Consider the following 11,161-nt stretch of genomic DNA (forward strand, 5'->3'; position numbering starts at 1 on the left):
ATGCAAATAGAGCAAGCAAAACCGACATTTAATCAGCATTTGAAGCGCTTTTGGCAAAGCGCTTTTGGTGTTTCTGACGCGCACGATTTATACGATCGCAGTATCGTATTGATTGCGCTCGGTTTAGCTATGCTCGGGTTAATTATGGTTGCATCAGCTTCATTGCCCTATGCAATGCGCGAATTTAATAACCCAATGCATTTTGTTGTACGACATAGCATCTATTTGCTGTTGGCTGCAGCTATTGCGTTGTTTGTTGTGCAGCTCCCGTTGACTTGGTGGGAGAAATATAATCCGTATTTATTAATGGCTGCGTTGTTGTTATTGGTTGCTGTACTAATTGTTGGCCGCACGGTAAATGGTGCAACACGTTGGTTGGCAATTGGGCCAATTAACATTCAAGCGGCAGAGCCTGCAAAGTTATTTTTCTTTGCATATTTGGCTGGTTATTTGGTTAGACGTGAGCAGGAAATTAAACAGAATTTAAAAGGTTTCTTAAAACCCTTGGCAGTATTTTTTGTGTTGGCTTTGTTGTTATTGATGCAACCCGACCTTGGCACTGTAATTGTCATGTTTGCGACAACTGTCGGTTTATTGTTTTTAGCTGGCTCTAAGTTAATTCAGTTCTTTTCACTGTTTTTAACTGGCATATTCGCAATTGTTTCGCTGATTGTGGTTGAGCCTTATCGTATGCGTAGAATTTTGTCCTTTATGGACCCATGGGCAGACCCATTTGGCAATGGCTATCAATTAACCCAAAGCTTAATGGCTTATGGACGTGGTGATTGGTTTGGTATGGGGTTAGGAAATAGTATTCAAAAGCTTGACTATTTACCTGAGGCACATACTGACTTTGTATTTGCAATTTTAGCTGAAGAGTTTGGATATTTTGGTGTTGCCGTTGTGGTAATCGCTTTATTTTGTTTGGTCGGGAAAACCCTAAGTTTAGGTCACAGGGCAATGGCTGCTGAACGACCATATGCGGGTTATATCGCGTACGGTATTGCGATTTGGATGAGTTTTCAATCGGCAGTAAATATAGGTGCAAGTGCGGGTTTATTACCAACAAAAGGATTAACCCTGCCTTTGGTCAGCTATGGTGGCAGTAGCTTGATTGTTATGAGTATTGCAATCGCCTTGGTTGTGCGAATTGATCATGAGCTTAGACTAATGAAAACGCAGGCAACACGTAAGGCAACTAAACCAAGTGCTAAAACCAAACGACCAGCGTCGGCACGGGTTGGTCAGGAGGCGTTGATAAATGAATAAACGTCTGTTGGTTATGGCTGGTGGTACTGGTGGGCATATATTCCCTGGGTTGGCGGTTGCAGATGAGCTGGCAGCAAGCGGCTGGCAAATTTTGTGGTTGGGTACAGCTGACCGAATGGAAGCAGACCTCGTACCACAAGCTGGCTATGATATTGAATTTATCAAAATAAAAGGTGTGCGTGGTAAAGGTATAATTGCTAAGTTGCTGACACCATTAAAATTATTTGGTGCAGTATTGGCGGCGCGTAAAGTCATCAAAACATTTAAGCCCGATGTGATCGCCGGTTTTGGTGGTTACGTCGCTTTGCCTGGTGGAATTGCAGCTAAGCTTACAGGCACGCCGTTAGTAATACATGAGCAAAATGCATTGGCGGGTATGACCAATAAAATTCTGGCCAAGTGGGCAAACAAGATATTTTGTGCATTTGAAAGTGTTGGTGGTTTAAGCAATTACACAGTGGTTGGTAATCCGATACGGGCTGATATTTTGGCTCAACGGCAACAAAATGCACGTGCAGCGAAGGCGGAACAAGCTACAAAAGTTAACTTGTTGGTGGTCGGCGGAAGTTTAGGTGCGCAGGCACTAAATACCTATGTACCACAAGCTATAGCTCAGTTAAATTCGCCGATACCCGTTGTAGTAAAGCATCAATGTGGTAAAGGCAACTTATTAGCGACTCAACAAGCGTATCAACAGGCTGAAGGCAACCCACAAGTAACAGTACAGGTGGATGAATTTATAAGTGATATGGCTAGCGCGTATGCGGAAGCTGATTTGGTTATCTGCCGAGCTGGCGCATTAACCGTTTCAGAGATAGCCGCAGTTGGGGTTGCGAGTATTTTTGTGCCCTTGCCGCATGCAGTGGACGACCATCAAACTAAAAATGCGCAAACTTTACAAAATGTTGGGGCAGCACAGATATTAACTCAGTCGCAGCTAACGCATGGTTTATTACAACCACTATTGCAAGAGCTGCTAGCTGACGGACAGACAAAATTATCGCAGATGGCACAAGCTTGCGCTCAAGTTGCCAAATTAGATGCGCCGAAAATATTGGCACAAGAAATTGAATTATTAGCAGTAGGAACAAAATGAAACTAACCAGCAATAGCGATTTTAAAATTCCTGAAATGCGCCGAGTCAACTTGATTCACATGGTTGGTATTGGTGGTGCAGGTATGTGTGGTATCGCTGAAGTATTGTTGACAGATGGTTATCGAGTATCTGGCTCTGACATTGCCAACAGTGCAAATACTCAAAGATTAACCGAGCTCGGCGCTGAGATTATGATTGGTCATCGTAGTGAAAATGTCGCTGGTGCAGACGTTGTGGTGATTTCTAGTGCGGTTAAGTCAGATAATCCTGAAGTGGTTGCGGCGGCAAAAGCGCGAATTCCAGTGATCCGCCGAGCAGAAATGCTGGCTGAGATTATGCGCTATCGTCACGGCATTGCCGTTGCTGGCACTCATGGTAAAACGACCACAACGAGCTTAATCGCCAGTGTGTTTGGTCAAGCAGAGTTAGATCCAACTTTTATAATTGGTGGTCGTTTAAACAGTGCTCAAACGAATGCGCGGCTAGGTCGCAGTCGATATCTAGTTGCAGAAGCTGACGAGAGTGATGCGTCATTCTTACATCTGCAACCTATGGTTTCTGTGGTGACTAACATTGAAGCGGACCATATGGATACGTATGATGGCGACTTTGACAAGATGTTGGCGACATACAAAGAATTTTTACATAACTTGCCTTTTTATGGGTTGGCTGTGTTGTGTATTGATGATGAAAATGTGGTTAGGCTGGCAGAGCAAATTGGCCGAAATTACCTGACTTATGGCTTTAGTCAACAAGCAGATTTTCAAATTACTGAGTTTGAACAAATAGGTAAACAAACGCAGTTTGTGGTAAAGCGTCATTTGGATAAAAATCTGCCTGATTTGCAGGTTAAGTTGAATCTGCCAGGTTATCACAATGCCCTCAATGCAACGGCAGCGATCGCGGTTGCAACAGATGAAGGCATTGCTGATGGACAAATTTTACAGGCGTTAGAAGCTTTTGCAGGTATTGGGCGACGCTTTGAGCAACTGGGCCAGTATGCGGTTGATGGTGGTGAAATTGAATTTATCGATGATTATGGACACCATCCGACCGAAGTATTGGCTACGATAAAGTCGATTCGGGCGGCTTATCCAGACCGTCGCTTAGTAATGGCTTACCAACCACATAGATATACACGAACGCGTGATTTGTACGATGATTTTGTTCAAGTATTGTCGCAAGTCGACTTGTTGTTATTGCTAGAAGTCTATAGCGCAGGTGAAACCAACATAGTTGGAGCGGACAGTCGCAGTTTGTCGCGTTCAATTCGTCAACGCGGAGTGATAGACCCGCTGTATGTCGCCACCCCCGATCATTTGCCAGCTGAATTGGCGAATGTTTTACAAGCTGGAGATATAGTTATCACTCAAGGGGCAGGCAACATAGGTGCGGTCGCGAAGTTGTTGGAGAGTTTGGCTTTTGATCGAGAAAAAATGCAGGCATATAGCGCGGCTAAACTGGAGGCGACACAATGACGCAGCCAGCAGAATTTAACAAAGTAGCAGTTTTGTATGGTGGAACATCGGCTGAGCGCGAAATATCGCTCAAATCTGGCAAAGCTGTTTACCAGGCTTTGTGCAATAAAGACGTTAATGCCGAATTAATTGACACTAAAGAGACTTCACCTTTGTTACTCAAGCAAATGGGATTTTCCCATGTGTTTATCGCGTTACATGGCCGTGGTGGTGAAGATGGTGTAATTCAAGGTGTACTGGAGTATTTAGCTTTACCTTACACTGGCAGTCGAGTATTAGGCTCTGCGCTCGCTATGGACAAAGTGCGCACCAAGCAAGTGTGGCAAAGTTGTGGGTTACCGACGGCTAAATACCTTAGGGTTAATCCAGGGATGCAATTAGATTTTGCACAAATATTGGATACTTTAGGTGGTTGTGTATTTGTTAAGCCAGCTCGTGAAGGTAGCAGTATAGGAATGAGTAGAGCACAAAGCGCAGCTGAGTTAGCGGACGCTGTGCGTAATGCATTTGAATTTGATGCGGATGTATTAATCGAACAATTTATCGATGGCCCTGAATACACAATAGCGGTTGTTGATGGGCAAGCATTGCCAGCAATTCGAACACAGACAGATCGCGGTTTTTATGACTACGAAGCGAAATATTTGTCAGACACCACACAATATCATTGCCCGTGTGGTTTAAATGCGCAAGATGAAGCGTATGCACAACAGCTGGCGCAACAGGCTTTTGCAGCCGTGCAGGCTGATGGCTGGGGGCGTGTTGATTTAATGCGCGATGCAGATGGCCAGTTTTACCTGTTGGAGGTAAACACTGTACCAGGTATGACAGAAAAAAGTTTGGTGCCAATGGCAGCGCGAGCGACCGGGTTGGACTTTGAGTCATTGGTATTAAAAATATTATCACTGGCTAAATAATGAAAGTGGCTGTGGTTGAGTTTTTTAAACGCGCAGAATGGCCATTTTGGATAGGTGTTGTTTTTTTTATTGTCGTGTTGGCAAGTTGTGCACGACTTGCGTTTAAAGCCCAACAATGGTTGGAGGATGGTAGTCAGCTACCCGTTAAACGTTTAGTGGTGGAAGGAAATCACCAGTATGTCAGCAAACAGGATGTGTATTTGGCATTAAAGCCACTATTACAGCAAAGCTTTTATGCTTTGGATGTAAATGAAGCGCAGCAAGTGGTTGAAAATATTGATTGGGTTTATTGGGCCGCTATTCGAAAAGAGTGGCCCGATACCTTGAAAGTAAACTTGGTAGAACAAAAGCCTATTGTTGTATGGAATAGCGACTTTTTGCTAAACCACAAAGGTGAAGTCTATCAAGCAAGGCAAGATAGAATACAAATAGAATTACCAAATTTATTTGGGCCTGAAGGTGAGGAGCTAAAAGCACTTGAGTTGTTTAGCGGTTATGCTGAGCTACTCGCTTTACATGGTTTGAATGCTGTTGAAATGACTATGTCTGAGCGTTATGCGGTTGATATGGCATTAGGCAATGGTATTAAGTTGAATTTGGGACGAGAAAACGGCGTTGCACGGATAAAGCGGTTTTTAGAGTTTTATCCTGCGTTGGTAGAGCAACATCAAGTTGAATATGTTGATTTGCGCTACGACACGGGTTTTGCAGTTGGGGAACAAATAAAGCAGCCTGAAGAGGCTGGTTAATTGGCAGAGTTGATATGTCAAAAACATTAGAAAGAAATTTAATCGTTGGCTTAGATATAGGCACTGCAAAAGTAGTTGCCGTTGTTGGTGAGATATTGCCAGACAATACAGTCAGTGTTGTTGGTGTTGGCTCGCATGCGTCTGAAGGTATGGACAAAGGTGGTGTTAACAATATCGAACTGGTTATTAAGTCAATTAAACGTGCGGTGCACGAAGCAGAGATGATGTCTGACTGCCAAATTTCGTCAGTGTATTTGGCGATATCGGGTCGTCACATTAAATGCCAGAACGAAAACGGTATGGTGACCATACATGAAAAAGAAGTCACGAATGACGATGTTGATAATGTTATTCACACAGCTAAGTCTGTGCCTCTTCCTTCAGAACGTATGGTTTTGCATGTTTTACCGCAGGAATTTAGTGTTGACGTGCAAGAAGGGATAAAAAGCCCTGTTGGTATGTCAGGTGTTCGACTTGAAGCTCAAGTGCATTTAATAACTTGCGCAAATGACATGGCAAAAAACATAGTCAAATGTGTCGAGCGATGTGGTCTGAAGGTTGAAGCTTTAGTCGCGTCTTCGCTAGCGTCGAGTTATGCGGTGTTAACCGATGATGAAAAAGAGCTAGGTGTCGGTGTGGTTGACGTTGGCGCAGGTACTATGGACTTAGTGGTCTATGCCAATAGTGCCATTCGTCATACTTCGGTTATCGCGGTTGCAGGCAACCAAGTAACCAAAGATATTGCTCAAATTTTTAGAACGCCATTGAGCCATGCGGAACAAATTAAAATTCAGTATGCATGTGCACAACGGCATATGGTGAGTTTGGAAGAAAGCATAGAGGTGCCTAGTGTTGGGGGTAGACCCGCGCGCTCTATGTCTCGCCACACTTTAGCTGAGGTTGTAGAGCCTAGATATCAAGAACTGTACGACTTAGTTATGGAAGACATTAGTAAAAGTGGTTGGGAGGAACAAATGGCTGCCGGTATCGTGTTAACTGGTGGTACAGGCAAAATGGAAGGGGCAGTTGAACTCGCTGAAGAAGTGTTTCAAATGCCTGTCCGACTGGGATACCCAGTCAAATTGAAAGGTTTAACTGAGTATGTAGACGATCCCGTCTATGCCACCGCTATTGGTTTATTACATTACGGTAAAGAAGACTTACAAGAGAAGTACGCCAGTAATGAAGAAAGCCAAGGGGTTAGTAATTGGTGGCAGCGTATTCAGAGCTGGTTTAAGGGTGAGTTTTAATTTTAAAAGCAGGTGTGTTAGGAGAAAATAACTATGTTTGATTTGATGAGTGAACATAATGATGAAGCTATCATTAAAGTAATTGGTGTTGGTGGTGGCGGCGGCAACGCTGTCGAGCACATGGTAAAACACACAATTGAGGGTGTTGAATTTATTACCGCAAATACGGATGCGCAAGCGCTACGCAATTCTTCAGCGGAAACAACCATTCAATTGGGACGAGATGTAACTAAAGGTTTAGGTGCTGGTGCAAACCCAGAAATTGGCCGTAAATCAGCAGAAGAAGATCGCCAAGTTATCCAAGAAGCCATTCGTGGTGCGGATATGGTATTTATCGCTGCTGGTATGGGTGGTGGTACGGGTACAGGTGCTGCGCCAGTTGTTGCTGAAATTGCACGCGAAATGGGTATATTAACAGTTGCAGTTGTAACTAAACCATTCCCATTTGAAGGTAAAAAGCGTATGCAGTACGCGGACATTGGTATTGAAGAATTAGCAAAACATGTTGATTCATTAATTACAATTCCAAATGACAAACTGTTAAAAGTTCTTGGCAAAGGCACCAGTTTGTTGGATGCATTTAAAGCTGCAAATAATGTATTGCAAGGCGCGGTCCAAGGTATTGCTGAATTGATCACGCGCCCTGGTTTGATTAACGTTGACTTTGCAGACGTTAAAACTGTGATGTCTGAAATGGGTACCGCTATGATGGGTACTGGGGTTGCTACTGGCGAAGACAGAGCTGAAGAAGCGGCTGAAGCAGCCATTTCTAGCCCATTATTGGAAGATGTAGACTTAGCAGGTGCACGCGGTATTTTAGTAAACATTACCGCTGGTATGGATATCAGTATTGATGAATTTGAAACAGTGGGTAATGCGGTTAAAGGTTTTGCATCAGAAAACGCAACAGTGGTTGTAGGTGCGGTTATCGACGCTGAAATGACTGAAGAGCTGCGTGTAACTGTTGTTGCAACAGGGATTGGTGATACACGACCAGATATCTCGTTAGTACCAAATAATAAAGTGAGTTTAAATGAGCGTCCTGCAGGTAACTTCCGGAGTTCAGAAACTGCGGCTGGCTCTGCTGCTGTTGCGATCGAAGAGCGCACTGCTGCTCCAGCTCATGTGCCAGCAAGTGACTCAAATACAGCACAAAACTTAGATTATTTGGATATTCCAGCGTTTTTACGTAAACAGGCAGATTAATATAAATTTGAGTATTGTTTAACAAATACTCAGTTTGTCTGAATCGCTTTATCGTTTGCACTGGTCTAATGTGTTATAATGCATGGATAGTTTACAAGTGAGTAACAGCGTATTAATTGTGCTGTTGCAAACTGACATGTGCCGCAACTTAATCAAATCATGTTGCGGGTAACATAGACATTTGGAGACAAAAGAGCCATATGGTAAAACAACGTACACTAAAAACGAGTGTGACTACGCTTGGGGTTGGTTTGCACCGAGGAGAAAAAGTCAGAATAACACTGCGCCCTGCACCTGCTAATACAGGGATAGTATTTCGCCGTGTTGACTTAGAGCCTGTGGTAGATATGCCAATTTCACCCGAAGCTGTAACAGACACAACTATGTGTACCTGTATGACCAATGCAGACGGCGTAACTGTATCAACAGTTGAGCACTTAATGTCAGCTTTGGCTGGCCTTGGCATTGACAATGTAATTATAGAGTTAGATGCCAACGAAGTGCCGATTGTCGACGGTAGTGCCAGCCCTTTTATTATGTTGATAGAAGAAGCTGGCATTGAAGAATTGAAAGCACCGAAAAAGTTTATTCGTATCGATAAACCGATTCGAGTTGAAGTGGATGATAAATGGGCGGAAATTTTGCCACACGATGGCTTTAAGCTAGACTTTGCCATTGAATTTCCACATCCGGCGATCTCGTCAACTAAACAACATGTGTCGATGGACTTTTCTAGTCAAACCTTTATTACTGAGGTTTCCCGTGCTCGCACCTTTGGGTTTATGAAGGACTTTGAATACTTACGTGCAAACAACTTGGCGCTTGGAGCTAATTTCGACAATGCTGTGGTATTGGACGAGTTTCAGGTGTTAAATGCTAACGGTTTGCGCTACGACGACGAATTTGTTATGCATAAAATTCTCGACGCGATTGGTGATCTATATATGGCAGGCATGCCTTTGCTTGGTCATTTCCGTTCGTTTAAAACTGGGCATGCGTTAAATAATATTTTGTTACGTGAAATCTTAAAACAAACAGATAGTTGGACACTAGTGGAGTTTGAGCAAACCCACACATCGCCACTTAATTTTATGGCGCCATCACCCGCATAAATTAACCCGTAAAGCTGCCTCGCGAGGCAGCTTTTTCTTTTAGTAACTTTGTAACGATTGGTCTTATCACCTATGTTAAAAATTTCCAATTCAGTTACTATCGCTGAGTCTGAAATCGAGTTTTCTGCAATTCGCGCTATGGGAGCGGGTGGGCAAAATGTAAACAAGGTCTCGAGTGCCATTCATTTACGTTTTGATATTCAGCAATCTTCTTTACCAGATTTTTATAAGCAACGTTTGTTGTCGTTTTCCGATAGTCGCATTAATAAAGATGGTGTAATTATTATTAAAGCGCAGTCGTTTAGGACTCAAGAGCAAAATAAACAAGATGCATTAGAGCGTTTGTTGCAGTTGATTAAAGCTGCGACTGTTGTGCATAAGGTACGTAAAGCGACTAAGCCGACTAAAAGTTCACAACGAAAGCGTATTGATGCGAAGAAGAAAAAAGGTTCGGTGAAAAACTTACGGGGGAAGGTTAGTTTTTAGTTTGTTTTAGCTTTTGCGCAGATCGCTACTTGATCTGTGGCATTAGAGGCCATTCGCAGCATAATTTTCTAAAAACGCTGTTCGCCAGTCCTTGGCCGCACGCAAAAGGCATCTATACGACCTTGCACCAATACAAAAGCTTTACTTCAAATTTATCAGTCGCGACAACGCAGCTTGAATATTCTCCGGTAAGTCCTGCATGGTCGCGGTTAAGTCTTGCTTAGCTTTATCAGACAAGGTTTTTGCCGCTTTGTTAGCTGACGTAGAATAAGAAGCAGAATTTTCTTTAACTAAGTTGGAAGATGTCGACATATTTGGGTCAACTTGGCACTTAATGCTAATTAAATTGGGATATTTAACCCTAAGTTGACTGATTAACTGACTACGACAAGCATTATATTGCATCTGGTAACTGGCGTTTGGTAGACTCACAGTCAAAATACCACGTTCAAATTGCACTACTTTTATGCATTTTCGCAGGGTATTGGGCAAATTAAGCGCTAGCTCCTTTGAAATCTCGCTGGTATACTCAGGCTTAATATTTTTTTTATGCTGTTCTGGCCATTTTTCAGCCAGAATCTGCGATAAGTTTTTCGGTCTAGGTCGCATTATTTAAATCACTATGTCGCTTTCAATACAATACACAAAAAACGGTCGCCAATTAGAATGGCAATTGAGCTTTGCTCACGCAATTGCTTTTTGCGTATTGATAGTTTGTTTAGCCGTGCTAATCGTCAGTAGTATATACCGAAACACATCACAAACCGAGCAACCAATTGCGCCGGTGAATCAATCTCGTATCGAGTTGGCCGAACAAAAAGAAGCGCTGCATGCACTAAAGGCACGAACCGAAGTTGAACTAGCCGCTGTCAAACTCAAATTGTCCGAATTACAAAGTTACGCATTACGAATGAATGCCTTGGGTGCACGTTTAGCGGAAAACGCTAGTTTGCACATGGACGAATTTAACTTTGCCGATGAGCCAGCTACTGGCGGGCCATTAGATGAGCAGCCAAATATACTTGAAAATGTTGTGGTTGAACATGAGTTGTTGACCGAAATGTCAAAACTATTGGATTTTTACAATAAACAAGAACAGCAATTGAGTTTACTTGAATCTGTTATCATGAATCACCATATAAGTGATCAAGTTTATGTTTCAGGGCGACCGATAAAAGCAGGTTGGTTGTCCTCTTACTACGGCATGCGAAAAGACCCATTTAGTGGTCTGCCCGCTATGCACAAAGGAATCGACTTTGCTGGTAAAGAAGGCAACACTGTGATTGCAACCGGTGCTGGTGTTGTTACTTGGGCAGATGAAAGATATGGATATGGAAAATTAGTAGAAGTTGACCATGGTCAAGGTTTAAAAACTCGCTATGGCCATAATAAAGAATTATTAGTTTCAGTTGGAGATGTAGTGAGCAAGGGCGCTCAAATAGCGGTTATGGGCTCTACCGGTCGCTCGACCGGACCACATGTTCATTATGAAATTTTAAAAAACGGCAAACAGATAGACCCTTTAAAATACGTTTATCGTCGTGCAAAATAGCATTCTTCCCATTCGGGGATTTACCTTTTAATAAATAGAGAGCACT

At 42.9% G+C, this 11,161-nt stretch carries 11 protein-coding genes; 10 read left to right on the forward strand and 1 reads right to left on the reverse strand.

The annotated features are described in order from the left end of the window. The 9 genes from ftsW to arfB all read left to right on the forward strand — a co-directional run bounded on the left by ftsW (position 1) and on the right by arfB (position 9,563). Positions 1–1,269, forward strand: a complete 1,269-nt coding sequence (gene ftsW, locus DS2_RS05055; RefSeq protein ID WP_235188545.1) for a cell division protein FtsW — start codon at positions 1–3, stop codon at positions 1,267–1,269. Further along, positions 1,262–2,365, forward strand: coding sequence for an undecaprenyldiphospho-muramoylpentapeptide beta-N-acetylglucosaminyltransferase (murG, locus tag DS2_RS05060; protein WP_035013562.1), 1,104 nt, complete (start codon positions 1,262–1,264; stop codon positions 2,363–2,365). Before ftsW ends, murG begins: the two co-directional genes overlap by 8 nt. Beyond that, on the forward strand, positions 2,362–3,843 hold the full coding sequence (gene murC, locus DS2_RS05065) for a UDP-N-acetylmuramate--L-alanine ligase (protein WP_035013563.1): 1,482 nt from the start codon (positions 2,362–2,364) through the stop codon (positions 3,841–3,843). The genes murG and murC overlap by 4 nt, the downstream gene beginning before the upstream one ends. Continuing rightward, the gene (locus DS2_RS05070; RefSeq protein ID WP_035013564.1) at positions 3,840–4,760 is read left to right on the forward strand and encodes a D-alanine--D-alanine ligase; all 921 of its coding nucleotides are present in this window, start codon (positions 3,840–3,842) and stop codon (positions 4,758–4,760) included. Before murC ends, DS2_RS05070 begins: the two co-directional genes overlap by 4 nt. Beyond that, a complete protein-coding gene (locus tag DS2_RS05075) occupies positions 4,760–5,509 on the forward strand; it encodes a cell division protein FtsQ/DivIB (RefSeq protein ID WP_035013565.1) in 750 nt (249 codons plus the stop codon). Before DS2_RS05070 ends, DS2_RS05075 begins: the two co-directional genes overlap by 1 nt. Positions 5,510–5,523: 14 nt before the next feature. After that, positions 5,524–6,759, forward strand: coding sequence for a cell division protein FtsA (gene ftsA, locus DS2_RS05080; RefSeq protein ID WP_035013566.1), 1,236 nt, complete (start codon positions 5,524–5,526; stop codon positions 6,757–6,759). 33 nt (positions 6,760–6,792) lie between these two features. Continuing rightward, positions 6,793–7,965, forward strand: a complete 1,173-nt coding sequence (gene ftsZ, locus DS2_RS05085) for a cell division protein FtsZ (protein ID WP_035013567.1) — start codon at positions 6,793–6,795, stop codon at positions 7,963–7,965. Positions 7,966–8,165: 200 nt separating this feature from the next. After that, positions 8,166–9,077, forward strand: a complete 912-nt coding sequence (gene lpxC / locus DS2_RS05090) for a UDP-3-O-acyl-N-acetylglucosamine deacetylase (RefSeq protein ID WP_035013568.1) — start codon at positions 8,166–8,168, stop codon at positions 9,075–9,077. Positions 9,078–9,149: 72 nt separating this feature from the next. Beyond that, positions 9,150–9,563 (forward strand): alternative ribosome rescue aminoacyl-tRNA hydrolase ArfB, encoded by a 414-nt coding sequence (gene arfB / locus DS2_RS05095; RefSeq protein WP_035013569.1) that lies wholly within the window; start codon positions 9,150–9,152, stop codon positions 9,561–9,563. 141 nt (positions 9,564–9,704) lie between these two features. Here arfB and DS2_RS05100 read toward each other — a convergent pair whose 3' ends face one another. Further along, positions 9,705–10,172 carry a DciA family protein gene (locus tag DS2_RS05100; protein WP_035013570.1) on the reverse strand — a complete coding sequence of 156 codons (468 nt, stop codon included), beginning with the start codon at positions 10,170–10,172 and terminating at the stop codon, positions 9,705–9,707. 13 nt (positions 10,173–10,185) lie between these two features. On the opposite strand from DS2_RS05100, the gene DS2_RS05105 reads away from it, so the two are divergent. Next, the gene (locus DS2_RS05105; protein WP_035013572.1) at positions 10,186–11,115 is read left to right on the forward strand and encodes a M23 family metallopeptidase; all 930 of its coding nucleotides are present in this window, start codon (positions 10,186–10,188) and stop codon (positions 11,113–11,115) included. The last annotated feature ends 46 nt before the right edge of the window (positions 11,116–11,161 follow it).

This window comes from Catenovulum agarivorans DS-2, from assembly GCF_000568405.1.
In the GTDB taxonomy this organism is placed as follows: Bacteria; Pseudomonadota; Gammaproteobacteria; order Enterobacterales; family Alteromonadaceae; genus Catenovulum; species Catenovulum agarivorans_A.

What these genes read in the sequence shown, in the direction of transcription:
- murG (WP_035013562.1), top strand. Translation starts at nt 1,262, where the DNA reads ATGAATAAACGTCTGTTGGTTATGGCTGGTGGTACTGGTGGGCATATA.
- DS2_RS05105 (WP_035013572.1), top strand. Translation starts at nt 10,186, where the DNA reads ATGTCGCTTTCAATACAATACACAAAAAACGGTCGCCAATTAGAATGG.
- arfB (WP_035013569.1), top strand. Translation starts at nt 9,150, where the DNA reads ATGTTAAAAATTTCCAATTCAGTTACTATCGCTGAGTCTGAAATCGAG.
- ftsW (WP_235188545.1), top strand. Translation starts at nt 1, where the DNA reads ATGCAAATAGAGCAAGCAAAACCGACATTTAATCAGCATTTGAAGCGC.
- ftsZ (WP_035013567.1), top strand. Translation starts at nt 6,793, where the DNA reads ATGTTTGATTTGATGAGTGAACATAATGATGAAGCTATCATTAAAGTA.
- ftsA (WP_035013566.1), top strand. Translation starts at nt 5,524, where the DNA reads ATGTCAAAAACATTAGAAAGAAATTTAATCGTTGGCTTAGATATAGGC.
- DS2_RS05070 (WP_035013564.1), top strand. Translation starts at nt 3,840, where the DNA reads ATGACGCAGCCAGCAGAATTTAACAAAGTAGCAGTTTTGTATGGTGGA.
- lpxC (WP_035013568.1), top strand. Translation starts at nt 8,166, where the DNA reads ATGGTAAAACAACGTACACTAAAAACGAGTGTGACTACGCTTGGGGTT.
- DS2_RS05100 (WP_035013570.1), bottom strand. Translation starts at nt 10,172, where the DNA reads ATGCGACCTAGACCGAAAAACTTATCGCAGATTCTGGCTGAAAAATGG.
- DS2_RS05075 (WP_035013565.1), top strand. Translation starts at nt 4,760, where the DNA reads ATGAAAGTGGCTGTGGTTGAGTTTTTTAAACGCGCAGAATGGCCATTT.
- murC (WP_035013563.1), top strand. Translation starts at nt 2,362, where the DNA reads ATGAAACTAACCAGCAATAGCGATTTTAAAATTCCTGAAATGCGCCGA.